At 66.8% G+C, this 24,973-nt stretch carries 23 protein-coding genes; 6 read left to right on the top strand and 17 right to left on the bottom strand.

The genetic code is table 11. The features are described 5' to 3' along the window. Positions 1-9: 9 nt before the first annotated feature. The 4 genes from HCZ97_RS00115 to HCZ97_RS00100 all read right to left on the bottom strand — a co-directional run bounded on the left by HCZ97_RS00115 (position 10) and on the right by HCZ97_RS00100 (position 3,694). Positions 10-516 (bottom strand): hypothetical protein, encoded by a 507-nt coding sequence (locus tag HCZ97_RS00115; RefSeq protein WP_167686624.1) that lies wholly within the window; start codon positions 514-516, stop codon positions 10-12. Positions 517-548: 32 nt separating this feature from the next. Then, positions 549-1,802 carry an ABC transporter permease gene (locus HCZ97_RS00110; protein WP_254871276.1) on the bottom strand — a complete coding sequence of 418 codons (1,254 nt, stop codon included), beginning with the start codon at positions 1,800-1,802 and terminating at the stop codon, positions 549-551. A 5-nt stretch (positions 1,803-1,807) separates the two neighbouring features. Next, positions 1,808-2,608 (bottom strand): taurine ABC transporter ATP-binding protein, encoded by an 801-nt coding sequence (locus HCZ97_RS00105; RefSeq protein ID WP_167686622.1) that lies wholly within the window; start codon positions 2,606-2,608, stop codon positions 1,808-1,810. Between the two features lie 87 nt (positions 2,609-2,695). Then, positions 2,696-3,694 carry an ABC transporter substrate-binding protein gene (locus tag HCZ97_RS00100; protein WP_167686621.1) on the bottom strand — a complete coding sequence of 333 codons (999 nt, stop codon included), beginning with the start codon at positions 3,692-3,694 and terminating at the stop codon, positions 2,696-2,698. A 478-nt stretch (positions 3,695-4,172) separates the two neighbouring features. On the opposite strand from HCZ97_RS00100, the gene HCZ97_RS00095 reads away from it, so the two are divergent. Further along, entirely contained in the window at positions 4,173-5,663 is a 1,491-nt protein-coding gene (locus tag HCZ97_RS00095) for a PLP-dependent aminotransferase family protein (RefSeq protein ID WP_167686620.1), read from the top strand. Between the two features lie 449 nt (positions 5,664-6,112). On the opposite strand, the gene HCZ97_RS00090 is transcribed toward HCZ97_RS00095, so the two are convergent. Continuing rightward, on the bottom strand, positions 6,113-7,159 hold the full coding sequence (locus tag HCZ97_RS00090) for an isopenicillin N synthase family oxygenase (protein WP_167686619.1): 1,047 nt from the start codon (positions 7,157-7,159) through the stop codon (positions 6,113-6,115). Then, positions 7,156-8,115: a LysR family transcriptional regulator gene (locus tag HCZ97_RS00085; protein WP_167686618.1), complete on the bottom strand. Its 960-nt coding sequence runs from the start codon at positions 8,113-8,115 to the stop codon at positions 7,156-7,158. Before HCZ97_RS00085 ends, HCZ97_RS00090 begins: the two co-directional genes overlap by 4 nt. A 257-nt stretch (positions 8,116-8,372) precedes the next feature. Here HCZ97_RS00085 and HCZ97_RS00080 point away from each other — a divergent pair, with 257 nt between their 5' ends. From HCZ97_RS00080 to HCZ97_RS00065, 4 genes are read left to right on the top strand one after another with little or no spacing between them, the layout of a single operon-like run. Further along, positions 8,373-9,464, top strand: a complete 1,092-nt coding sequence (locus tag HCZ97_RS00080; RefSeq protein WP_167686617.1) for a BMP family ABC transporter substrate-binding protein — start codon at positions 8,373-8,375, stop codon at positions 9,462-9,464. Next, positions 9,461-11,020, top strand: coding sequence for an ABC transporter ATP-binding protein (locus HCZ97_RS00075; protein ID WP_167686616.1), 1,560 nt, complete (start codon positions 9,461-9,463; stop codon positions 11,018-11,020). The genes HCZ97_RS00080 and HCZ97_RS00075 overlap by 4 nt, the downstream gene beginning before the upstream one ends. Beyond that, positions 11,013-12,074, top strand: coding sequence for an ABC transporter permease (locus tag HCZ97_RS00070; RefSeq protein WP_167686615.1), 1,062 nt, complete (start codon positions 11,013-11,015; stop codon positions 12,072-12,074). Before HCZ97_RS00075 ends, HCZ97_RS00070 begins: the two co-directional genes overlap by 8 nt. Further along, complete coding sequence (locus tag HCZ97_RS00065; protein ID WP_167686614.1) at positions 12,071-12,991, top strand: ABC transporter permease; 921 nt, start codon at positions 12,071-12,073, stop codon at positions 12,989-12,991. Before HCZ97_RS00070 ends, HCZ97_RS00065 begins: the two co-directional genes overlap by 4 nt. A gap of 25 nt (positions 12,992-13,016) precedes the next feature. Here the strand turns inward: HCZ97_RS00065 and HCZ97_RS00060 are convergent, their stop codons facing one another. Continuing rightward, positions 13,017-14,183 carry a S8 family serine peptidase gene (locus HCZ97_RS00060; RefSeq protein WP_254871260.1) on the bottom strand — a complete coding sequence of 389 codons (1,167 nt, stop codon included), beginning with the start codon at positions 14,181-14,183 and terminating at the stop codon, positions 13,017-13,019. Between the two features lie 215 nt (positions 14,184-14,398). Between HCZ97_RS00060 and HCZ97_RS00055 the strand changes: the two genes are divergently transcribed. After that, positions 14,399-14,986, top strand: a complete 588-nt coding sequence (locus HCZ97_RS00055) for a hypothetical protein (protein ID WP_167686613.1) — start codon at positions 14,399-14,401, stop codon at positions 14,984-14,986. Between the two features lie 23 nt (positions 14,987-15,009). Here the strand turns inward: HCZ97_RS00055 and HCZ97_RS00050 are convergent, their stop codons facing one another. The 10 genes from HCZ97_RS00050 to HCZ97_RS00005 form a co-directional block, all read right to left on the bottom strand. Then, on the bottom strand, positions 15,010-15,555 hold the full coding sequence (locus HCZ97_RS00050) for an RNA polymerase sigma factor (RefSeq protein WP_167686738.1): 546 nt from the start codon (positions 15,553-15,555) through the stop codon (positions 15,010-15,012). Positions 15,556-15,971: 416 nt separating this feature from the next. After that, positions 15,972-16,757 carry an ion transporter gene (locus HCZ97_RS00045; protein ID WP_167686612.1) on the bottom strand — a complete coding sequence of 262 codons (786 nt, stop codon included), beginning with the start codon at positions 16,755-16,757 and terminating at the stop codon, positions 15,972-15,974. A 193-nt stretch (positions 16,758-16,950) separates the two neighbouring features. Continuing rightward, a complete protein-coding gene (locus HCZ97_RS00040; RefSeq protein ID WP_167686611.1) occupies positions 16,951-17,457 on the bottom strand; it encodes a hypothetical protein in 507 nt (168 codons plus the stop codon). Then, positions 17,454-18,596 carry an aminotransferase class V-fold PLP-dependent enzyme gene (locus HCZ97_RS00035; RefSeq protein WP_167686610.1) on the bottom strand — a complete coding sequence of 381 codons (1,143 nt, stop codon included), beginning with the start codon at positions 18,594-18,596 and terminating at the stop codon, positions 17,454-17,456. The genes HCZ97_RS00040 and HCZ97_RS00035 overlap by 4 nt, the downstream gene beginning before the upstream one ends. 31 nt (positions 18,597-18,627) lie before the next feature. Further along, a complete protein-coding gene (locus HCZ97_RS00030; protein WP_167686609.1) occupies positions 18,628-19,920 on the bottom strand; it encodes a TRAP transporter large permease in 1,293 nt (430 codons plus the stop codon). Next, a complete protein-coding gene (locus HCZ97_RS00025; protein ID WP_167686608.1) occupies positions 19,917-20,408 on the bottom strand; it encodes a TRAP transporter small permease in 492 nt (163 codons plus the stop codon). The genes HCZ97_RS00030 and HCZ97_RS00025 overlap by 4 nt, the downstream gene beginning before the upstream one ends. A gap of 35 nt (positions 20,409-20,443) precedes the next feature. Further along, complete coding sequence (locus tag HCZ97_RS00020) at positions 20,444-21,445, bottom strand: TRAP transporter substrate-binding protein (protein ID WP_167686607.1); 1,002 nt, start codon at positions 21,443-21,445, stop codon at positions 20,444-20,446. 225 nt (positions 21,446-21,670) lie between these two features. Further along, positions 21,671-22,615, bottom strand: a complete 945-nt coding sequence (locus HCZ97_RS00015; protein ID WP_167686606.1) for a LysR substrate-binding domain-containing protein — start codon at positions 22,613-22,615, stop codon at positions 21,671-21,673. Positions 22,616-22,750: 135 nt separating this feature from the next. Beyond that, entirely contained in the window at positions 22,751-23,806 is a 1,056-nt protein-coding gene (locus tag HCZ97_RS00010) for an L-idonate 5-dehydrogenase (RefSeq protein ID WP_167686605.1), read from the bottom strand. An 11-nt stretch (positions 23,807-23,817) separates the two neighbouring features. Then, positions 23,818-24,973 (bottom strand): TRAP transporter large permease (locus tag HCZ97_RS00005; RefSeq protein WP_167686604.1); only part of this gene is annotated, 1,156 nt, incomplete at its 5' end.

Below are 24,973 nucleotides of genomic sequence, written 5' to 3'. Positions count from 1 at the left end.
CTCGGGCCGTCAGTCCTGCGTCTGGCTGGCCTCGATCCGGATGTGGCGCAGGCCCGGAATGGCCGCGGCATAGGTTTGAAGCCTGGGCTCCAGCGCGCGCAGGGCGTGGGCCGCCCGGGCGTTGCCCGCGCTGTCCTGCGGCGCCGCGCCTTGGCCCAGAAAGCGGCGCAATCCGCGCCCCAGGGCCGTGATCCAGAGCCGCAGACCAAGGCGCGCCGGCCCCGCACCACCGGGCCGCCAGGTCAGTTCCAGGTTTCGGCTGTAGCGAATGGAGGCGTTTGGGAATTGCTGTTGCGCCTCGTCCAGAAGCTGGCGCAATTCCCCTCCCGGCGCGGCCTCTTGCAGTGCTTTTGCCACGCCGGCCTGCAATTGGGCGTATTTGAAATACGGGCTGAATTCGGGATTATCTTTATCAATGGAATTGGGCAAAGGAATCTCCGCGATAATTCGGAAATTCTGCGCGTTGCAAATCGACCTGTCAACAAAAACGATCCCAAAAGAAAAAGGGAGGGCCAAAGCCCCCCTTTCAACAATCTCTTTCGATTGATTCAGCCGCGCCCTTTCCAGGGGACCAAGATGTTTTCCGCAATGCGCATCAGGATATCAATGCCAAAGCCGATCAGCCCGATCAGCACGATCCCCATCAGCACGATATCCGTCTGCTGGAACTTGGAGGCCGCGATGATCATCATCCCCGCCCCCTTCTGGGCCGCGACCAGCTCTGCCGCGACGACCGTGCCCCAGCAGACGCCCATGGCGACCCGCGCGCCGGTAAAGACCTCTGGCAGGGAATTGGGCAGGATCACGTGGCGCAGGATCTGGCGCTTGTTGGCCCCCAGCGAATAGGCCGCGTGGACCTTGGCCAGGTTCACACCGGAAACCCCGGCCCGCGCCGCGATGGTCATCACCCAGAGCGCGGCAAGGAACAGCAGGACGATCTTGCCGGTCTCCCAGATGCCGAACCAGATGATCACCAGCGGGATCAGGGCCAGCGGCGGCACCGGGCGCATGAATTCGACGATCGGATCGAACCAGCCGCGCACCCAGCCCGACAGCCCCATGGCATAGCCCAGCGGGATGCCGACCAGAGAGCCCAGCAGGAAGCCCGCGAAGACCCGCCAGATCGACCAGCCCAGGTGCGACCAGAGCGGCGTGTTCTGGAACCCGTTCTGCGCGATATCCACGAAGCGCGTCACCACGGCTTCGGGTGGCGGCATCCAGATCGGCTCCATCTGCAGGCCCTTGCCCGGCTGGAAGTTGAGCGAGCCGCGATTGGTCATGGTCACCGTGCCATCGGGCACGCTGACCGTCTCTCCGGGCTGGATCGGCCTGCCCTCCACGCTGATGATCCTTGCGTCCTCTCCGTCATTGCGCTGCGCGGAAATCAGGACAGAGCGCCAGGCAGCCGTCACCGCGCTGTCGTTCTGAACGAAGCCGCTGGTGGGCGCGACCTCTGGCGGCTCGGCCTCGGCCCCGGCTTCTGTCACCAGCACCGTGACGCGGCCCTCTGCGGTCTCTCCGCTCGGGGATTGCGCCACGTAGCTGAAGGCGGTTTCGCCCATGAAGGGGCCAGGCACGTGGATCGGCACCCATTTCGACCCGGTAAAGGCGCCCCAGATCAAAAAGATCACCAGAACCGATATGACAGAGGCCGCCCGGTCCGGGCGCACCGCGGCCTCATCCCCGAAGGTCACCGTCTTGAGAGAGGTGAAATCGGCCGTGGGCGTCATCATGCGGCGGATAGCCCCCACGATATAGGCGGCCGCGGCCACCAGCACGACGTAGACAAGAAGAAAGACCAGGCTTGTCATGCTTCCGCTCCGCCCATGATTTCCTCTTCCATTTCCCAGATCATCGACAGGATCTCGTCCCGCGTTTCCGCGAAGCCGGGGCTTTTCTTGACCTCGCGCAGATCCGCGCCCACGGCGCGTTCGGCGAAGGGCAGGCGATATTCCTTGTGGATGCGGCCCGGACGCGGCGCCATGACCAGCAGGCGCTCGCCCAGCAACAGGGCCTCTTCCACGGAGTGGGTGATCAGGATCACGGTCTTACCGGTCTCCTTCCAGAGCTTCAGGATCAGCCCCTGCATCTTTTCGCGCGTCAGCGCATCCAGCGCGCCCAGCGGTTCATCCATCAGGATCACGTCCGGGTCATTGGCCAGGCAGCGCGCCAGGGCGACCCGCTGCTGCATGCCGCCCGACAGCTCGTAAACCGCCTTTTCCTTGAAGTCGCGCAGACCCACCGTATCCAGCAGGTTCTCCACGATGGTGTTGCGCTCCACCTCCGGCATCCCCTTCATGCGGGGGCCGAAATCCACGTTGCGCCGCACGTTCATCCATTCGAACAGTGCGCCTTTCTGAAAGACCATGCCGCGCTCCGGCCCGGGGCCGGAGATCGCCTTGCCGTTCATCAGCACCTGGCCAGAGGTCTGCGCCAGGAACCCGGCAAGGATGTTGAGCAGCGTGGACTTGCCGCAGCCAGAGGGACCAAGGACGGAAAGGATCTCTCCCTTCTCCAGCGAAAGGGACACGTTCTCAAGCGCCTGGACGTGCTTGCCGTTCGGAAGGTCGAACCGCATGGAAATATTGTCTATCTGAAGCCCATCCATACTGGCCTGGTCCCCCGTTTGATCTGACATGTGATGAAGATGTGCGCCGGGTCGGGGCGATGCGCGCGGCACCGCCCCGACGGGGGATCAGCCCTGCACGTCGTCCGCGATCGCGGCGAGCGGGGCGGTGTTGACGGAGCCCTCGTAGCTGTCCAGCGCGCTGTCGATGGAGCCCGCTTCCACGAAGACATCCGCGACGCCCTTCATGAAGCTCTGCGCATTGCCGCCCAGCCACTTTTCGGACAGCTGCTGTTCCACGGTCGGGAAGGTGAAGGTCTCGATCGCGGCGGCGGTGGCCTCGGGATCCATGCCGGATTCCTGGGCGATGGCGGCCAGCATGGCCTCTCCGCCCGCACCGGAGACCCACTTGGCGTTGGCCTCCGCCGTCACCTTGAGGAAGCTGGACACCAGTTCCTCGTTCTCGGCGATGAAATCGGTGGGGGCAGAGGTCACGTCGAAGACCAGGATGCCCAGCTCTTCCTTCTCCGCGCCGGTCAGCAGCACGTTGCCATGTTCCTTCATGCGGGTCAGGCCACCGCCGTAGCCGCAGGCGAAATCGACCGCGCCCTGGGCCAGCGCCGCGGCCCCGTCCACCGGCGCCATGTCCACGATCTCAAGGCTGTCCAGCGGCACGCCAAAATGATCCATCTGGCGCAGGAAGCCGTAATGCGCCGCCGTTCCGATCGGCACCGCCACGGTCTTGCCTTCCAGGTCCGCTGCCGTGGTCTTGTCAATCTCAAGCTCCGTGGCCACGACGCAGTTGTCGTTTTCGGAATAGCTCACGGCCACGTCCACCACCTGGATCGCCTGCCCCGCAGAGGCCGCGACCACGAAGGGCGGCACCCCCTGGCTGACAGAGATCTGCACGTCGCCAGAGGCCATGGCCGCCGACATCGCGGTGCCCGTCTCGAAGCTGACCCCGTTGACGGTCTCACCCAGGGCCTCGTCGTAAAGACCTTCGGCCTTGGCCGCCAGGAAGGGCATCGGCCATTCGAGGAAGTAACCGACGGTGATATCGGCCTGCGCCCCCTGGGTGCCCAGCAGCATCGCCGTCCCGGCGAGAAGCGTGGTGATGGTTCGTTTCATATCTCTCTCCTTGTTGGTGTCGGCCCGGCTCTTCGACCGGACTCGCGGCAGGTCATCCTGTTTTCGCAAAGGGGGAGCCATGCGCCAGTCGCGCCCGGCCGCCCCCGCTCCGTCTTGCAAATAGCTAAGGACAGCCCTTTAAAGCTGACAACAGGGCCGGCTTTCTGGACCTAAGCATGGATGGTTTCTGGCCCTAAAACTGCCACAGCAATAGGCACGGCAAAGGCAGCGCAGCCCCGCGCGATCCCCGATGGGGGCCGCCTTTTCCCGGCTTTCGCGCCCTTTTCCGCGCCCGCCCCAGCGGTCTGCACCGCAAGCCGGTCCGGCCAATTTCACACCTTAAGCCGCCCCGCCTGCCAACCAGACGCCCGCTAAATCAACACGCCCCACTCTGCCTGCGGTGGTCATATCGCCGCCCATCGCCTTTCCCGTGAAAGCCTGCAAGGATAGGACCAGACAGACAGGGTGATAGATCCACATGGCCATTCCCGCCGAGACTTTCTTTCTTTCCGGTGACCGCGAAACCACGCTGCAACAGCAGATCCAGCAGATCGTCTCCGAAGCGATCCTCTCGGGCCGCTGCCTGGCCGGCGAAAAGATGCCCTCCACCCGCCAGCTGGCCGATCACCTGGGCGTGGCGCGGATCACGGTGACCAATGCCTATACGGAGCTGGTGGCCAGCGAATACCTGACCTCGCGCGGGCGCTCGGGCTTCTTCGTGGCAGAGGCCGCGCCCCAGCGCCCCGTCCTGCCGGTGTCAGACCGCCCGGGCGGGCCACAGGTCGACTGGGGGCGCAAGATCAGCCAGAAGTTCTCCGATACGCTGCCCATCGTGCGGCCCGCCAACTGGCGCGATTACAAGTACCCCTTCATCTACGGGCAAAGCGACGCGGGCCTGTTCGATCACCGCAACTGGCGCGCCTGCGCGCTCAAGGCGGTCGGGCGCAAGGATTTCGACACCCTGGCCACCGACCACTACGAACGCGATGACCCGATGCTGCTGGAGTTCATCCTGCGCCAGATCCTGCCGCGCCGGGGCATCACCGCCCGCCCGGAAGAGATCCTGATCACCATGGGCGCCCAGCACGCGCTCTGGATGACGGCGCAGCTGCTGCTGACCCAGCGGCGCAAGGCGGTACTGGAAAATCCCTGCTACCCCGGCCTGCGCCATATCCTGCGCCAGTCACGCTGCAACCTGGAGGTCGTGGACGTGGACCAGGACGGGCTGCCCCCGGACAGGATCCCGGAAGGGGCGGACGTGGTCTTTACCACGCCCTCGCACCATTGCCCCTCCAATGCCACCATGCCGCTGGCCCGCCGCCGCGCCTTGCTCGAACGGTCCGAACGCGAAGGCTTCGTCATCGTCGAGGACGACTACGAATTCGAGATGTCCTTCCTCAAGTCCCCCTCCCCCGCGCTCAAGTCGCTGGATCGGGCCGGGTCGGTCGTCTACATGGGCTCTTTTTCGAAATCGATCTTCCCGGGCCTGCGGCTTGGCTTCATCGTCGCGCCGGAACCCTTCATAACCGAGGCCCGCGCCCTGCGCTCCATGGTGCTGCGCCACCCGCCCAGCCACATGCAGCGCACCACGGCCTACTTTCTGTCCCTCGGCCATTTCGATGCCCAGATCACCCGCATGGCGCGCAGTTACCGTAAGCGCCGCGCGATCATGGAACAAAGCCTGCGCACCCACGGCCTCACCCCCGCCGCGCCCGAAACCTTCGGCGGCTCGTCCTTCTGGATGAAGGCCCCCGCGCTGGTGGATACCACCCGGCTGGCAATGGAGCTGCGCCAACACTCCGTCCTGATCGAACCCGGAGAGGCCTTCTTTGCCGACGGAGAGGACAGCAAGCGCTACTACCGGCTCGCCTATTCCTCCATCCCCTCCGCGCGCATCGACGAAGGCGTCGCCCATATCGCCCAGGCCATCGACCAGAACTTCCAGGCCGCCCTGCAAGAAAGCGGCTGACCCCCAGCCGCCAAATCGCGCGCCCCTGCCCCTTCTTCTTGCCGAAAAACTCCGGGGTGAATGCGCGGCACGCGCAGAGGGGCAGAGCTCCTGCCCCCGCGACGACCAAGAGCCGCGCGACCGGTTACGACAATGTTCATCAGGCGGGTTGCCAACCTCGCTGCGCTCAGGCCGGGGCCTGCACCTCACTGCAAGCGCCGCCGGGGGCTCTGCCCCCGACGCCCGAGCGGGGCTCGATGCCCCTCTCGGACGTCTCCCCCGGAGTTTGCCGGCAAGAAGAAGGAGCGCGGGGGCGCTGCGGACATGGGTGGTGGGATTGACCAGAACCCCGCGTGGAGGCGCGCGAGAACCTGCGCCTGTAGGCCTCTTCCGTGAAGGGCTCTCAGGAGCCGGGGGACCTTCCCCGGCTCCCGGTCGTCTTCCGGGAAACATCCCGGCGCAGTCAGGCGTCAGTCCGCCAGTTCCTTGGTCGGGTCGTAATGGGCCAGCGTTTCGGCGAAGCGCCCGTTGATATAGGCGCCCGATGTGACGGCGGCATATTTTGCCGGATGCGCGTCGTCTACGCAGCTCTCCAGCGGCTCAATCACGGAATCGTAGCTGGGGCCGAAGAAGAACGGGATGGAATACCGCTCGACCCCGGAGCGGTTGATCGCCCGGTGCACGGTGGAAGCAAACAGGTCATTGGTCCAGCGCGCCATCTGGTCGCCGATATTGACCACGAAATGCCCGGGCAGCGGCGGCGCGCTGACCCAGTCCCCGTCGGAATTCAGCACCTGGAGGGCGCGGATATCGTCCTGGGCCAGGATGGTGAAACACTCGTAATCCGAATGCGCGCCGATGCCGATCTGGCGCTCGTCCACCTCGCCTTCCTGGGGCGGGTAGTGCAGCAGGCGCAGGGTCGCCAGGGGCTTTTCGACCAGCGGATCGAAATGCGCCTCTTCCAGCTCCAGCGACAGCGCGAAGGCATGCAGCAGCGCGCGCGACAGGCGCAGCATCTCGTCGTAGTAAGACTCCACGTCGGCGCGGAAGGCGGCGTCGCCCTCGGGCCACTGGTTGGGGCCGTAAAGCACCTTGCCGGCCAGCACATCGGCGTCATCGGCGGGCACTTCCAGCGCCATATCCCAGCTTTCATGCAGGTCGCCGCGCGCTGTCGGATCGGTGTTCTCTTCCAGCAGCGCGGCATAGCCGCGGTTGTTGCGCGACTTGGCGACATGGATCGCCATCTTCTCTTCCGTGCTCTGGGCAAAGTAGCGCTGCGCGGTGGCAAAGGCGCCCTCGATCACCGCCTGGGGCACGCCGTGGTTCTTGACGTAGAAGAAGCCCACTTCCGAACAGGCGCGGCGCAGGGCGACCGCCAGGGCGCGCTTGGCCTCCGGATCCTCGCCGAAGATCGGCGCCAGGTCGATCACGGGCAGGCTGTCGAAGGGCACGCGTTCCGCGTCCAGGCCACTGCCCTTCAGCAGGCGCGGTCCGTTTCCGGTGGTCAGTGAGGTCATTCTCTTTCTCCTTTGGTCGGGTCGGGAAAGCGCAGCGCCTCCACGAAGTAACGGGGCCCGGCAAAGTCGAAGCCGGGCTGGAAGTAGGATTTGCAGAAGGCGATGAAGGCACGGGTCTTGGGCGCGACATAGCGCGGGTCCGGCACGCGCAGGGTGATGCTGCGCTCTTCACTGCGCCAGTCCGGCAGCACCGGCACCAGGTGGCCTTCGCGCACCTCCAACTCGGTAAAGAAGGCCGGCAGCAGGGCCAGCCCGGCCCCGGCGACGGCGAAATACTTGGTGGTCCAGTAATCGTTGGTGACGATATCGGCGGGCGGCAGGATCTCTTCGCTGCGGGTGCCGTCGCTCAGCCGCCAGGGGCGCAGCCCCTCCGCATCGCGGTAGATCACGCCCTTGTGGCGCGCCAGGTCCGCCACATCGGTGGGCATGCCATGGGCCTCAAGGTAGCTGGGGCTGGCGTGCAGGGCGTAGCGCAGCGTCGTCAGCTCTTCCGCGCCGGGGCCTGAGACATCCTCGAAGGAGAGCACGGCGTCAAAGACCTTCTGCCGGCTCATGTCCAGGAAGACGGAGGGCGAAAAGAACACCAGGTCCAGCTGGATCTTGGGATGCACCGCGCGGAAGGCCTGCAGCATCTGCGCATTCAGCGCCGTGCCGAATTCGCCAGAGGCGCCGACCCGCAGCACCCCCGCCGCCTCGTCCTGCATGGAGGCCACCGCCGCCGCCGTGTCATCGCAGAGCGACAGGATATGCTGGCCCCGCTCCACCAGCACCCGGCCCGCATCCGTCAGTTCCAGCGCGCGGCCACGGCGGGTGAACAGCTCTGCCCCCACCTCTTCCTCAAGCTGCTTGAGCTTCAGGCTGATGGAGGATTTCGCCTGCCCGTGCAGCCGCGACGCCACGGAGACAGAGCCCGTCTCCGCCACCTTCAGGAAGGTGCTCAGCGCCTGAAAATTCATCAGCAATCGTCCATATTCTTGTCTTTTAATCCGTTCATGACGGAAATTCTGTCCATTTTTCTGAACATATGGCTTTGGATCAGGCAAGCAAACCTTGTCTGCCCGCCACCGGATTCGACCGGCGGGACGGCAAAACGCCCAAAAAGCGCTCAGCCCGGCGGCCCGGCACAAGACCGCCCCGAGACGGCACCGGACCATCCCCCGGGCTGGACGCCAGACGAACCAAACAGGGACCCCCTAGGGAAAGGACATTCTTCATGACCACATTGCGCGCCGCTCTTCCGGCTGGCCTCCTGGCGCTTTCGCTGCCCGTCGCGGCCAGCGCCTTCGAGCTGACATCGGAACCGAAGGTCGCCTTCATCTATGCCTCCGTGGCACAGGACGGCGGCTGGAACGAAGCCATCGACAAGGGCCGCGCGGCCCTGGCAGAGGACCTCGACCTCGATATCGCCGTGGCAGAGAACATCCCCGAAGAGGCAACGCGCCTGCGGGCGGCGATCGATCTTTACGTCCAGCGCGGCTACAACATCATCGTGGGCACCACCTACGGCTATTCCGAAGCCATGTTCGAGGCCGCGCAGGCCTATCCCCATGTCGCCTTCTTCAACGCCTCCGGCGTGCATAACGGCGCCAACATGGAAAGCTTCTACGCCCGCACCTACGAAGCCTGGTACCTGGCCGGGATGACGGCGGCCGATACCTCGGAGGCGGACAAGATCGGCATGCTGGCCGGCTTCCCGGTGGGCGTGGTCAACTGGGACGTCAACGGCTTCGCCCGCGGCGCCCAGGCGGTGAAACCGGGCATCGACACCACCGTGGTCTATACCAACTCCTGGTGGGATCCGGTGAAGGAAGGCCAGGTCTCCGAAGCGATCCTGGACCAGGGCGCTGACGTGATCGCCACCGACCTGTCCGCCGCCTCCGCCCTCAGCGCGGCAGAGGAACGCGGGGCCGGCGCCATCGGCTACCAGATCGACATGTCCGCGGCCGCCCCCGAAGGCATCCTGACCTCCGTCGTGTTCAACTGGGAGGCCTACCTGACCCCGCGCATCCAGGAAGTGATCGACGGCACCTGGCAGCCCGAGGAATGGGGCTGGTTCGCCGGTCTTGCCTCTGGCGTGGTGGACCTGGCGCCCTTCGGCCCCTCCGTCAGCGAAGAGACCCGCGCCAAGGTCGCAGAGGCCAAGGCACAGATCATCGCCGGAGAGCTCCAGCCCTTCGCCGGCCCCCTCATGGCCCGTGACGGAACCGAAGTGGTCGCGGAAGGCGACGTCCTGCCCGACGATGCGCTCTGGACGATGGACTTCTTCGTGGACGGTATCACCGGGACCATGCCGAGCGGCGAATGACCCCGAAGCCGAAGACCCCCATCGCCCGCCCCGGAGCGCATCCCGCTTCGGGGCGGGCCCCGGCCCTGCTGCTGCGCGGCATCGACAAGAGCTTTGACGGACACCGCGCGCTTCAGGGCGCCTCCTTCCGGCTGGGCTGGGGAGAGGTCCATGCCCTGGTCGGAGAGAACGGCGCAGGCAAGTCGACGATCATGAACGTGGCAACGGCCGTCTATGCCGCCGATGCCGGAGAGGTCATCGTGGATGGCCGCGATGTGCCCCTGCGCGGCCCGGCGGATGCCATGGCCGCGGGGCTGGGCATGGTGCACCAGCATTTCCGCCTGGTCGGCAGTTTCACCGTGGCAGAGAACGTCGCCCTGGCGCTGCGCGGTGCCGGCAACAACGTCACCCTGCCAGAGGCCGCGCGCCTGCTGAGCGATCGCGCCGATGAGCTGGGCTTCCGGCTGGATGCCGGCGCGCGCATTGACGAGCTTTCCATCGCCGAACGCCAGCGGGCAGAGATCCTGAAGGTGCTGCTGCTGGGCGCGGGCATCCTGATCCTGGATGAACCCACCGCCGTGCTCACCGCGGAAGAGGCCCGCGCGCTGCTGACCCTGGTGCGCGCCCTTGCCCGGGAAGGTCACGCGGTGGTGCTGATCACCCACAAGCTGCGCGAGGTCGCGGCATATTCGGACCGGATCACGGTCATGCGCCAGGGCCGCACCGTGCTGGATGCCGCCCCCTCAGAGGGGCTCGACATGGGCGAAGTGGCGCGGCTGGCGGTGGGCGAAATGCCCCCCACGCCGCCCCGTGTCACCGCCCGCCCCGGCGCGCCGCTGCTGCGGATCGCGGGGCTGAGCGCGCGGCGCGCGGATGGCAGCCCGGCGCTTGACGGGCTGGCGCTCGACCTGGCCGAGGGCGAGGTGCTGGGCATCGCCGGCGTCGGCGGCAACGGGCAATCCGAACTGGTCGACCTGCTCAGCGGCCTGCGCCGCCCCGATGCCGGCACGATCCGGCTGGGCCCGCACGACCTGGTCGGCGCAAGCCCCGCCCGGCGCCGCGCCGAAGGCCTGCGCGTGATCCCCGCCGACCGCTTCGACAGCGCCATGGCCCCGGGCCTGACCCTGGCAGAGAACCTGGCGCTGACCGGGGTCTCCTCGGGCCGTTTCGGCAGCCGCTGGCTGCTGGATCGCGCCCGGATGCGCCGCGAGGCAGAGCGCCTGATCGCCGCGAACGAGGGGCGCGGCGGCGGCCCCGGCACCAAGGCCGCGCTGCTCTCGGGCGGGAATGCCCAGAAACTGCTGCTGGCGCGCGAGGTCTCTTCGGACGCGCGGCTGCTGGTGGCCCATTCGCCCTCTCGCGGGCTGGACCTGCGCGCCACGCAGGCGGTGCACCAGGCAATTGCCGATGGCGTGGCCCGGGGCATGGCCTGCCTGCTCATCAGCGAAGATCTAGAGGAAATCATGTCTCTTTCGTCGCGCGTCTGCGCAATCAACAACGGGCGCCTCAGCGCGCCCATGCCGGTGGCCGAGGTCACCCCGGAGCGCCTGGGCGCGCTTCTGGTGGGCCATGCTTGAGGGCGCGCTGCTGATCCGCCGCCAGCGGGTGCCGCTGGGGCTATGGGGCGCGACCTATGCCGCGGGGCTGGTGTTTGGCCTGGCGCTGGCCGCGCTGATCCTGGTGCGGCTGGGCGTGCCGGCTCCCGCGCTCTGGCAGGAATTCGTGGTGCAGACCTTCCTGACAAGCCAGGGCCTGGGCCAGACCGTCACCGCGATGATCCCGCTGGTGCTGGTGGGCCTGGGCACGGCGCTGGCCATGCGGGTGCAATTCTGGAACATCGGGATCGAAGGCCAGCTCTGGCTGGGGGCCATGGCGGCGACCTGGGTATCGCTGCATGACATCGGCCCGGCCGCGCTGCGCCTGCCGCTGATGCTGGCGCTGTCGATGCTGGCCGGGGCCTTCTGGATCGCCCTGCCGCTGGCGCTCAAGCTGCTTTGGGGCGTGAGCGAGGTGATCTCGACCCTGCTGCTCGGCTCCATCGCCTTCTTCTGGGTGCAGCACCAGCTGTTCGGCGCCTGGCGCGATACCGCGACGGGCTTTCCCACTTCTCCCACGCTGGACGCGGTGGAACGGCTGCCGCTGCTGGGCTGGGGCCAGGTCCATGCCGGGCTTTGGCTGGCGCTTGGCGCGGTGGCGCTGGCGGCGCTGGTGATCGGTGTCACGCGGCTGGGCTTCTATGCCCGCGCGGTGGGTGAGAACCGCCGCGCCGCACGCGCCGCCGGCCTGCCGGTGCTGCTGATCGTGTGCAGCTTCGTGCTGGGGGCCGGCGCGCTTTGCGGGCTGGCCGGGGCGGTGATCGTCACCGGGACGGAGTTCCGCCTCAGCCAGTCGATCGGCGCGGGCTACCTGTTCAGCGGCATCGTCATCGCTTACCTGGCGCGCTCCAACCCGCTGGCGGTGCTGGTGGTCAGCTTCCTGCTGGGCGGGCTCTACACGGCGGGCGGGGTGCTCAAGGTCTTCTACGGAATCTCAGAGGCCATGGTCCTTCTGGTGCAGGGCGTGGTGCTGCTCTCTGTGCTGGCGGCACAGCTCTTTGCCGATTTCCGCGTCGAAACCCGGAGGGCGGCATGATGGATTTCATCCTGGCATGGCTGACCGTGCTGCCGGGCTACGTGGTGCCCCTGCTGCTGGCCAGCCTGGGCGTGCTGCTCTCTGAACGCGCCGGCATCCTGAACCTCTGCCCCGAAGGCTTCATGGCCGTGGGCGCGATGACCGGCGCGCTGCTGTGCCTAGCCGGTCACGATCCCTGGACCGCCGTGCTGGCGGGGACCCTGTCGGGGCTGGGCCTATCGCTGGTCTTCGGGCTGGCGGTGGTGGTCTTCCGGGTTGAACAGACCCTGGCCGGGCTGGCCATCGTGGCGCTCGGGCTGGGCATCACCGGCGTGATCGGGCGCTCCCACGTGCAAAAGCCCTTCCCCGGCCTGCCCCGCCTGTCCGAAACCGCCTGGGGCGCGGATCTGCCCCGCCTCCTCGGCCAGCAGAACATGCTGCTGCCGCTCTCGCTGCTGCTGCTGGCGCTGATCGCCTGGTTCCTGGCCCGCAGCCCCGCCGGCCTGCGCCTGCGCGCTGTGGGAGAGGATCCCGCCGCCGCCGATATCTCCGGCGTGGACGTGCAGCGCGTGCAGCTGGGCGCGGTGCTGGCCAGTGGCGCGCTTGGCGGGCTGGCCGGGGCCTTCCTCTCGGTCGCCTCGGCCCATGTCTGGGTCGAAGGCATGGTGGCCGGGCGCGGCTGGGTCGTGGTGGCCCTGGTCATCTTTGCCCGCTGGCGGCCCCTGCGCTGCCTCTGGGCCGCGCTGCTCTTCGGCGGGACCGAGGCGATCATGCCCCGGCTCCAGGCCCTTGGCGTGGATTTCCCGGTCTACCTTGGCGCGATGCTGCCCTACGTGCTGACCCTGGCCGTACTGGCGCTGGCCTCCATGCGGCGCGGCGCGCGCAGCGGGGCCCCGGCGGCCCTTGGCCTGACCTACCTGCGCCAGGACAAACACTGACAGGGGCAGAGGCCCGCAGCTCAGCTCAGGGCGCAGCGCACCGGGGCGGCGCCTTCACAAGCCCCGCCCCGAAAACCGGGTCGGGGCCAGGCGCGCCCAGGTCATCGCTCAGCCCCCGCAGCCCGGCGCGCACCCGCGCGGCCGGGGCATCGTAAAGCCCAGGGTCCGAGGCGATGCGCGCCGTGACGAAGGGCGCGGCGATCGAGGTGCCGGTGGCAAAGACCATACGCCCGTCCAGCTTCAGCAGCACGTCCACACCCGGCGCGGCCACATCCACCTGCCGCCCCTGCACCGCATCGCGGTAGATCGCGCGATCCGCATCCACCGCCGTCACCCCGATCACGTTCTCCAGCGCCGCCGGGTAGCGCGGCGGTGCCCCGGCCCCGTCATTGCCGACAGCGGCGACGATCGTCATGCCATGGGCCTCTGCCCGGTCGATGCCGCGATCCAGCAGCTTGTTGTAGGGCCCGGCCAGGCTGATGTTCACCAGCCGCACGCCCTGCCCCGCCAGCCAGCTGAGCGCCTCAAGCAGGCTGTCCACCCCGGCCTCCTGCTCCCCCCGCGCCGACATCCCCACGACCGAAGCCGCGTAAAGCGTGACACCACTCAGGCGGCGGGGATCGGCCAGCAGGCTCGCCACCTCGGATCCATGCAGGCGGCCCGCCGGGGCGCCGCGCGCGAACCCCGCGCTGTGGATCACGGCAGCCGACAGCTCCGGCAGGCCCGCATCCACCCCGGTGTCGATCATCCCGATCGGCCCCAGCGCACGACAGGGCACAGCCGGCCAGCCGATCAGCGCATCCGCGTACTCCAGCGCGTGAGAGGCCGCCGGGCGATAGGCATGGTTCACCCCGGCCACCGCCAGGGGCTCGATCCGTTCCAGCGCCGCGATGGCCCCGGGCCCGCCCAGCGCCCCCGGGATCTCAAGGCGCAGCATCTCAAGCCCCAGCCCGGCCAGGGCGGTCTGTTCGCGCAGGGTGAACCCCTCGGCCCTGGCGCCGGACAGAAGCCGGGCGGCGGCGGCACGGTCCGGGACCAGCGCGACGATCTCTCGCGGGTCGACCACCTCTGCCGCATCTGCCGCGACCTGCGCGGGCGGCGGCACCTGCAAGCTGTCGCCCGCGCATCCCCCCAGCGCCAGCGCGGCCAGGCAGAGCGGGAACAGCGCGCGATATGCGGATCTGTGTTTCATGTCACTTCGTCGCTCCGTCCTCGGGATCGGTTCAAAATCGGGGCGCGAAAAGACCACAGGCGCGGACCCTGCGCCCCTTGGGCCCCATTTTTGAACCCGCAGCGCCCCCCGCACGACAAAGACCATGATCCCGCCCCGCCGTCACGCGGGCAGCGGCGGATAGGTGCTTCTTTTCCGGGCCAATGTCTGGAACAAACGGACCCGGAGGAAAGGGAATGACCATGGACACCGACAGCGACCGGGACGACAGGCTGCTGGCCTACATGCAGGATCGCCTGGCCCCCGAAGACCGCGCGGCCTTCGAGGAAGAGCTGGCGCAATCCCCCTCCCTTCAGGCCGAAGTTGCCAGCCTGCGCGCCGCCGCCGACCAGCTGGGCGCGACGCCGGTGCCGGAGGGCGCGCGTGCCGAGGGCTGGCAGCGCCTTTCGGCCTCCATCGCGCAGGAGCAGCGCGGCACGCCCGCCAATACCAACCGAATCCTGCCCTTGCTGAAGGTCGCAGCCATCGCCGCCGTGGCGATCACCTGCTGGCAGCTCGCCGTGGTGCCGCGCCTGTCGCCCGGCGATGGCTTCCGCCCGGCCAGCGTGACCCCCGCCGGCCCTGCCCTGCGCGTGGCCTTCGCCCCCGATGCCCCCCTGTCCCAGGTCACGGCCCTTCTGGCGGAGACCGGCGCGCAGATCATCGAGGGCCCCTCTGCCTTGGGTCTTTACACGCTATCCTTCACGGATGCCGGGGCCCGCGATAGCGCAGAGGCGCTGCTTGCCAGCCGCGATGCGCTGGTGAACGCCGTCACCCGGCCCTGAGGCAGGCGCGGCGCGCGCCCGGCTCAGGCAGACTGGCCAAGGCAATGCATCAGCGCCTTCTTGGCGTGGAAGATCCGCGTCTTGACCGTGCCGACGGGGACGGATTCAATCTCGGCGATCTGCTCGTAGGGAAGCTCGTCGTAGAAGGCCAGCCGGATCACCGCCAGCTGCACCTTCTTCAGCTTGTCGAGGCAGGCGCGCAGCCGCGCCGCATCCTGAGAGGCCGCGATCACCTGCGTCGCATCAGGGCTGTCGTCCACGGTCTCCGGCACCTCGTCCGTGAAGGACAGCTGAGAGGACCGGCGGATCCGGTCCACCAGCTTGTTGCGCGCGATGGTGAAGATCCAGGTCCTGACAGAGCTTTTGCCCGCGAACTTTCCCGCCGTGCGCCAGACATCCAGCATCGCGTCATGCACCACGTCCCCCGCCAGCGCAGGGTCATCGCAGCGCATCCGGATGAAGGCGAAAAGGGCATCGTGGTGGCGCTCGTAAAGCCCGCGCATGGCCTCCGCATCGCCCCGCGCGGCGCGGGCCAGCAGATCCATGTCGCTCTCGGTGTCGCTGTCCATTTCGCTGGTCACTTCCGGCCTGATCGCTTTCGGCATGATCCCCTGCGGGATGCCCCGCCCGGTCGCCTGCGACGCTATTTAACGTCAGAACCCCGGCGACAGGCAAGCGCCTGTATACCGCCGCTCCGGGGCCTGCGCCCAACGCGCCCCAGGGCAAGGCTGCCGCCCCTTCGCGCGCGGAGTTGACCATGAACCCCTCTAAAGCCCGTTAGCCCACCGTGCGGAGCGCACCGACGTAATACCGACGTGATACCGACACGATACAGACGTGCCACCGACGCCCCATTTCGCCCCTTTTCGGACCACGCTGCACGGGCCGGAAAGACGGGCAAACGGCGCGCTCTGCCCTGCCCCGGATCGGGTCATGCAAAGGCCTGCGGTGCGCCCGGAGGCCCGCGCCATCCGCCACCGCGCGCCTAGTCTCGGCGCTGTTCGGCCTCTGCCAGCCGGCGTTCGATCGCCTCCAGCCGCCGCAGGACCTCGTCCCGGTAAGTATCTGTCGCCGCGTTGCTTTCTTCGGCGTGGGCCTCCTGCATGCTGTTCACGATCAGGCCCACGACCAGGTTCACAACCGCGAAGGTGGTCACCAGGATGAAGGGCACGAAGAACAGCCAGGCATAGGGCGACACCTCCATCACGGGGCGCACGATCCCCATGGACCAGCTTTCCAGCGTCATGATCTGGAACAGCGAATAGGTCGACAGGGGAATGGTGCCGAACCACTCCGGGAAGGTATCCCCGAAAAGCTTCGTCGCCATCACCGCCGCGATGTAAAAAATCAATGCCATCAATAGGAAGACCGACGCCATGCCCGGCAAGGCAGAGACGAATCCCTCCACCACGCGGCGCAATGTCGGCGCGACGGAGATGATCCTGAGCAGCCGCAAAATGCGCAGCGCCCGCAGCACCGAAAGCCCCTGTGTCGCCGGGATCAGGGCGACCCCCACGATGACGAAATCAAAGATGTTCCAGCCCGACCGGAAGAAGGCCCGCCCCCGCGCAAAGATCTTCAGCCCGATCTCCACCACGAAGATCGACAGGCACAGCCTGTCCAGCAGGACCACCAGCGCCCCGGCCCGCGCCATCACGTAATCGGATGTCTCAAGGCCCAGGACCACCGCGTTGAACAGGATCACGCAGGTGATGAAGTTTCGCGTCGCCGGAAGATCAAGCTTCCTGGCAACAGTCTCTCGGATCGACATGCCCAACTCCGTTTCGCAGCCAGGCTCTTCTATGCGGAAGGTGCCAAGGGGATTCAAGTTCTCTTGCAGCCCCAGGCATGCCCTATGCGCAACCTTGCCGTATGACGGGGTGCAGAGAGGCGGAAGCGGGACGCCTGATCAGCGCGCAAGGCTTTGCGATCACGTCATAATTCGCGCGCTCACTTGCCCCGTTCTAGCGGCCGAACAGGCCCCGCGCCTTGTCACCATCGGCGGAGAAAGGCTGCACAGGATCGCCCATTGCGGCGGCTTCGCACTGGGCGCGGATCAGGTGGATCTCTGCCTCGTGACAGGCGCAAAGCTGCTGCCAGCGCGGCTCATCCATGGTGCGCGGTCGCCATGCCGTCATGGTGACGTAGCACTGCGTGGCCTCAAGATCGCAGACATCGGCCGGCACCACCCGGATCGAGATCCGAGGCACCATTTCGCCGGGGGTGCCCAGCAGGTAGTCGACGATCCGCCGCTCCGGATCCGCATCGATGCAGAACCGGGTTTCCGACCCATCAAACAGGGATTTGCCCCTGTAGACGCCCCGGCTCTCTTCATCGGGCCGGGTGTTCATGCAGCCAAGCGACCAGGCGCCCAGGGCGATCGGATCCCGCAGAAAGGCAAGCGCCGTGTCCGCCGCAACATCGAACCGCGCCGTGACGCAGTGGGAAAGCTCCGAAGCGCTGCGGGTCATGCTGCCCCCCGTGTCCCGGCAAGCGCGGCCAGCAGGCGCATCACCCCGTCCTCGGTCGTGACAGACCCCGGCGACAGGCGCAGGATCCGCCCGCGGCAATCGGTGAACAGGCCCTTGTCGCGCGGGGCAGAGACGGTCTGCGCAGGATCCGGCCCCTCGGGCAGACGCAGCATCACGCTCCCGCCGCGGCGGGCGTCATCAGTCGGGCTGACGGGGGTTAGGCCAAGGTCCGGCGCGGCCTCAAGGATCATGCCAGAGAGCTTGCGGTTATGGTCCAGCATCGCCTGCGCGTCCTGCGCCGCGTTCCATTCCAGCGCCGGCACCGATCCGACACAGGCCAGCACGGAGGGTGTGCCGTGGTCGAAGCGGCGCGCATCTGGTGCAAAGCTGAAGGCATCGAGATCCCAGGAAAACGGATTCTCCTGGCTGAACCAGCCCCGCAACTCGGGACGACAGGCCTGCAACAGGGGCCTGGCCACATGCAGGATCCCGGCCCCGGAGGTGCCTCCCAGCCATTTCAGGCTGCTCGATACGGTGAAGTCGACCATCGGTGCCTGCACGTCATAGGGGATCAGCCCGATGCCCTGCGTCACGTCCACCCCGACCAGGCTGCCCATCTTGCGGCCATGGGCGACCAGGGTGTCGAGGTCGCAGCGGTGCGAGGCCGTGGAGGTCACGAAGGTCAGCAAGGCAAGGCCGACGCTTTCGTCCCAAGCCTCGATCATGTCTTCGTCGCGCACCCAGCTTTCGCCCGGCCGCAGGCGGACCGTGCGCAGGGTGAAGCCAAGCCGCGGGGCCAACCCGGCCAGAAGGAAATGCAGGCTGGGGAAGCAATCCCCGGCAACCAGCAGGCTGCGCCCGCGCAGGCAATCCTCGGGCAGGCCCCCGATCAGGCTCATGAGCGCGGTGGTCACGTTCTCCGACGAAGTGAGCGTGCCCGCATCGGCGCCGATCAGATCGGTCCAGAGGTCTATGAAGCGCTGCCGGTTGCCCAGGACCTGCGGCCACTGGCTGTCGTCAGGCGTGCCCCAGACCTTGGCATAGTTGCAAAGCGCCTGCTCCATGGCCTGGGCCTTGCCGGGATACATGCCGATCGAATGGTACAGGAAATAGCCGGAGCCATCGGTGTTGGATGTCATGGCAAAGTCGTCTCCATGGGGTTGGCTGGGCTCAGAAGCCCATCAGGTTGGGCAGCCAGAGGCTGAGGCCGGGGAAGCCCGCGACGATGGCCAACGTGACCAGCGACACCAGCAGGAAGGGCAGGATTTCCCGCAGCAGGGGCACAAGACCGCAGCCGGCCAGCCGTTCGGCGGCGAAGAGGCAGACACCAAGCGGCGGGGTCAGCAGGCCCACGTTCAGGTTGAGGATCGCGACAACGCCGAAGTGGAGCGGATCGATGCCCGCGTGCATCGCGGCGGTGGACAGCAGAGGGCCGAACAGGATGATCACCGTGGTGGGGTCGATCACCATGCCAAGCACCAGCAGCACCGCGTTGAAGATGAGCATCGTCCCGAAGTAGCCAAGGCCCAGCCCTTCGATCTGGCCCCCGATCAGCCGCGGGACGTTTTCCATGCCCATCACCCAGGAGAAGGCCGCGCCGCAGCCGACGATGATCAGGAGCTGGCCGGAGAACAGGGCCGAACGTCCGAAGACCGGCCAGAGGTCGCGGATCCTGATGGCACGGTAGATCACAAGAGAGATCAGCGCGGCGTAAAGCGCGGCCACGGCGCCGGCCTCGGTCGGGGTCATGAGGCCGCCCAGCATCCCCACCAGGATGATCACCGGCAGCATCAGCGGCAGGATCGCCTTGCCGGTGACGCTGACCATGGCGCGCGGCCTGCGATCCATCTGGACGCTCGGGAAGTTCTGACGGCGGGCTTGAAAGGCGATCAGCCCCATCTGGATCACGCCGATCAACAGCCCGGGCAAGAGCGTCGCGGCCATCAGCGCGCCTATGGAAAGGTCGGTCATCGAGCCGTAGATCACGGCGACCAGAGAGGGCGGCACCATCGGCCCGATGATGGAAGAAGAGGCCGTCACTGCCGCAGCATAGGCAGAGGAATAGCCCTGCTTCACCATCGCCGGAATGAAGATCCGGCCAAGGGCGGCGATGTCGCCCAGGGCGACGCCCGTGATGCCCGCGAACAGGATAGATGCGCCGACGTTGACCTGGGCCAGCCCCCCGCGCATCCAGCCGAAGACGGCATTAGCAAAGGTAACCAGACGCTCGGTTATGCGGCCGGCGTTGATCAGCTCCCCGGCCAGGATGAACAGCGGCACGGCCATCAGGACGAAACTGTCCATCCCTTGGAAGACCCGTTCCGCCACGACCGGCAGCACGTAGAAATTGTCCGTGAAAACGGTCCAGACAAGGACCGCGGCGATCATGGACCATGCCACCGGCAGGCCAAGGATCAGCAGCGCCAGGAAGCTGGCGATCAGGACGGAAAGCGAGGGGGTCATTCAGCACCCCCTACCTGGCTTTCGGGGCTATGCTCGGCAGGCCCATAGACAATACGAAGGGCAGAGAAGACCGCCGCGCAAACAAAGGCGATGGGCATCACCGCATAGGGATAGGACAGCGGGATTCCCATACCGGGGCTGGTCTGTCCATGGGCAAAGAGCATGGCATCCAGCCCATACCACGCCAGCACGAGGAAGACTGTCAGAGAGACGGACTCCAGCAGAGCTTCAAGCAGGCGCAGGACGCGCGGCGACAGGCGCCCGATGGCAGCCGGGACCAGGTCGATACGGATATTCGCAGCATCGCGGACACCCAGGGCGGCCGCCATCATCGCCATCCAGATCATCGCGAAACGCGCGGTTTCCTCGGCAAAGAGCGGGACGCTGCCAAAGACATACCGGCTGACCACCTGGAAGAGGACCAGCACGGTAAGCCCGATCAGGCAAAGTGTAACGAGGGCGCGCAGCGCCCCGTCAACGATGTTCACGATCCGCATCATAGGCCGCAACAATGGTCTGCGGCTCACTTGGCGTCCGCAGCCGCAAGCGCCTCGTCGATCAGCGCGGGGGTGTCGACGTTGTCAAGCAGCCAGTCGATGGCGACCGGTTGCATGACCTCGGCAAAGGCGGCCTTGGCCGTGTCGTCAAGCTCCAGCACCTCGACCCCGTTTTCGCGCGCGAAGGCCGCCGCGGCTGCATCCTTGGCGCTGGAGGTTTCGCGGTTGTAGGCAATGGCGGCCTCTGCCGCGGCCATCAGAACGCCCTGTTGCTCTTCGTCCAGACGCTCAAAGAAGGCGTCGTTGATGCCCAGCGGGCCGAAAGCATAGGTGTGCGCGGTCAGGGACAGATGCGGCTGCACCTCGTAAAGCTTCACCAGGTTGAAGACGGTCAGCGAATTGTCCTGCCCGTCGACCACGCCGGTCTTGAGCGAGGTATAGAGCTCGCTGAAGGCCACGGGCGCGGCAGAGGCACCGAGGGCCTCGACAGGGATGGTGGCCAGAGAGCCGAGGACACGCATCTTAAGGCCCTCCATGTCGGCGGGCGTGGCAATCGCGGTGTTGGCGCTGAAATGCTTGAAGCCACCCGATTCCCACCAGCCCAGCACCTTGATGCCCGTCTCTTCGCGCACGGCCTCTGCCAGTTTCTCACCGAACGGGCCATCCAGCACCGCGCGCGCCTGTTCGACGCCGGAGAACAGGTAGGGCATGTTCAGGATCTGGATGTCGGGAAAGATGGTGGCGATATTGCCGTCGGCAGCGTCGCTCATCTGGATCACGCCGCGACGCATCTGCGCCAGCCGGTCATTCGGCGCCCCCAACGCGCCGCCGTAGACGATGTCCACACCCATGTCGGAGTTCGCCTCGACCTCGGATTTAAATGTTTCATACATACCGTTGATGAAGTCGAAATCCGCCATGCCCTCGGGCAGGGACAGGCCGACCTTGATGTCCTGGGCCTGGGCCGGGATGGCGGCTGAGGTGGCGAGAGCGCCGGCGATGGCGAGTGCGCGGAAGATGGTTTTCAAGGTGAACTCCGTGTTGTGTTGGACCCGGGCACTTGCCGTGCCTCGGATGTTCTTGAGGTGCCTGTCTCATGGTTCGGGCCCGGTTGCGCCCATGCCTGCCAGCGTCCTTGCTGGGCGCCACGGCCCGGGAAGTTGGTCCGATCCGATGATGAGCTCGTGGCACTTTAAGGGGGTGGCGGGCCCCGCCAAGCCAACTAATAATCAGGGTAATAACCCTATGTTATCTTAGACGGAGGGGTCCCGTCCCCTGCTCCCGCCCTCTTCCAGGACTCCGCCCGGCAAAGCGCGTGCGGCCCGTGCCAGCCGGTCGGCCAGCGCGGAGGCGGCGGGGGTCAGGACCCCGGCCCGGCGGCGGATCAGGCAGAGGTCCGCCCCCTGCAGGCGTTCGCCAACCGGCACCTCGACCACGCCAATTGCGCCGGAGATGGAATGCAGCATCTCTTTGGGGACAAGCCCGACCATGTCGCTGGCGGAGATATTGGTGACAAGGCCGGTGAAGGTCTCGCAGGTGACAAGGCAGGAGGGACGCGGAAGGTTTTCCACCTGCATCGCCTTGCGGAGCGCCTGCGCGGTGGCGCATTCCTGGGTCGGCAGCACCCAGTCCGCATCTGCAAGCGCCGACAGTTTTGTCGCCTTGGCAAGCGGATGCCCAATGCGGACGACCGGCACCAGGGTCGTGGTCAGCAGCGGCACCCGAACCAGGTCTTCCGGCCAGTTTTCCAGCGGCGCGGGCGAGATCGCGAAATCGAGCGCGCCGTCACGGATCTGCGGCAGCAGGAAGGGATAGACACTGGCCGCGATGCGCAGGCGGACGTCGGGCCAGTCCAGCCGAAAGCCGCGAAGGGCGCGCGGCATGATCACCGTCGCGGGCATATGCGCCAGGGCGACAGAGACGGAGCCCTGCCGTTCCCCCTTGATGTGGTTCAGCGTGTCCAGCCCCGCCTTCAGCTCTGCATCCACCAGACGCGCATGCTGAAGCAGCGCCTGTCCGAACTCGGTCAGTTCCGCCCCATGGACCGAGCGGTCGAACAGACGCACGTCCAGGTCGGCCTCCAGGCGTTTCAGCGCCTTGGTCACGGCAGGCTGGCTAAGCCCCAGCACCCGCGCTGCGCCGTGCTGGCTACCGCTGTCGACGATGGCCAGAAATATCCTCAGGGGATTGAGATACATGGGGGATCAGCCTCCTCAGCCCGGACCGTCTGCGCCGCGCAAAGGTTTCAGGGCTGCAAGACGACCGGTCAAGCCTGATCGACCGGGACCGCGTTTGCACGGTCCCGGTTGATCAGGCAACAGGGCCAAAGCGCATCAATCGAAGGTGATCTGCACCTTCACGGCCTTGGCGCGATCGGTGGCCAGGTTCATCGCGGACACGGCCTCGGCAATGGGCAGGCTGTGGGTGACGATGGGGCCAAGAACCATGGCCTGGGTGTTGATCAGCTCCACCGCCTGGCCGAATTCCTTGTCGAAACGGTGGCTGCCGATCAGGTTGATCTCCTTAGAGACCAGCAGGTTGAAGGGCACCGGGGTATCCCCCATCACCCCGACTTGGACGATGGTGCCCAAGGGCCGGGTGCACAGGATCGCCGAGCGCAAGGCAGGTTCTGCGGCGGAGCATTCGAAGGCGATGTCGAACTGGCCTTTCTCTGCCTCGTAATCCTTCAGGTCACTGCCGTGGGTCGCCACGTTGATCGTGCGCGTGGCGCCGACCTCTGCCGCGACTTTCAACGTGGCGTCCTGCAGGTCGGTCACCACGATCTCGGACGCCCCGAAGTGCTTTGCCAGTGCAACGCAGAGCGCCCCGATCGGGCCGGCCCCGGTGACAAGCACGCGCTTGCCCTCAAGCGTGCCCGCGACATCGAGCGCGCGGGTGACTGCGCGGCGGCAAACGGCCAGCGGCTCTGACAGGGCGGCTTCGGCCATGGGGACGCCGTCGGCGATGGGATGGCATTGCGCGGCCCCGATGGCGACGCGATCCCGGAAGAAGCCCTGCTCATGCGGCATGAACATGGCAGAGCCTTTGAAGCGCATGTTGAGGCAGTGCTGGTGCTGGCCTCTTTCACAGAAGGTACAGGTCCCGCAGGGATGCGAGGGGTTCAGCGCAACGCGTTGCCCGACGGAAAGCCCCTGCACGCCCTCACCGATCGCGGTGATCGTGCCGGCGGCCTCGTGCCCGATGATGATCGGCTCCTGGACGCGGATCATCTCTCCGATCCCGCCATGGGTGTAGTAATGGATGTCCGACCCACAGATGCCCCCTGCCCCGATCGCCACGACAACCTCGCCGGCGGCGGGTTCGGGATCAGGCAGGGTTTCGACGCGAAGGTCCTGTTGACCATGCAGGCGGGCGATACGAATGGACATGGGGGCTCCTGTCAGTTGAGCAGCGAGGGCAGCCAGGTGCTGAAGAACGGCACGTAGGACACCAGCATCAGGACGATGAAGTTGGTCAGGATGAAGGGGCCGATGGCCCGGGTCACCTGCCAGAGAGAGACGCGACCGATGTCGGCGCAGATGAACAGGCAGACACCCACCGGCGGCGTGGTGAGGCCGATCATCAGGTTCAGCACGGCGAAGACGGCAAAGTGCAGCGGATCCACGCCCACGCCCACCGCAAGCGCCAGCAGCGGTGCGAAGAGGATAATGAGCGCGGCGATCGTCTCCATGAACATGCCGACGAAGAGCAGCACCAGGTTGATCAGCAGGATCACGAGGAACTTGTTGTCGGTGATCGAAAGGACGCCATCGGCGATGGTCTGGGGGATGCGCTCTGACACGAGGATCCAGCCGAACACATTCGCCAAGCCCACCAGCGCAAGGATCGCGGCGGCGGAAATGGCGCTGTCGACGACGATGCGCGGCACGTCCCGCAGCTTCAGCCCCTTGTAGACGAAGGCCCCCACGACGAAGGCATAGACGGAGGCGACGACGGCAGTCTCGGTCGGAGTGGCGAAGCCGATCAGAAGGCCGCCGACGATGAAGGTGGTCATGGCGACGGCCCAGAAGGCGCCCAGGAAGGCGCGGCCCAGCTCACCGAAGCCCTGCCAGTCCTGCCTGGGGAAGTTCTTTTTGCGGGCGATGATCCAGGCCGTGATCATCATGGCGACCCCCATCAGGATGCCGGGCAAGGCGCCGGCGATGAACATCTTGCCGACGGAGATGCCCGACAGGGTGCCGACGATGATCATCGGGACTGAGGGCGGAATGATCGGGCCGACGGTCGACGAGGCCGCGGTGATCGCAGCGGAGAAGTCCGCGGGGTAGCCCGCCTTCTTCATGCCGGGGATCATCATCCCCCCGATCGAGGCCGCATCGGCCGCAGCGGTGCCGGAAATACCCCCGAACAGCATGGAAGCCGCGACGTTCGTCAGGCCAAGCCCGCCGCGCATCCAGCCCACCAGCGCCTGCGCCAGCCGCACGATCCGCGCGGTGATGCCCCCCGCATTCATCAGGTTCCCCGCAAGGATGAATCCCGGGATGCAAAGCAGCACGAAACTGTCCATGCCGGCGTACATCTTCTGCGGGATCACC

The organism is Pseudooceanicola sp. HF7, assembly GCF_011806405.1.
In the GTDB taxonomy this organism is placed as follows: domain Bacteria; phylum Pseudomonadota; class Alphaproteobacteria; order Rhodobacterales; family Rhodobacteraceae; genus Pseudooceanicola.
The sequence above is the reverse complement of the archived record's forward strand: the minus strand, read 5'-3'. Positions and strand labels throughout refer to the sequence as shown.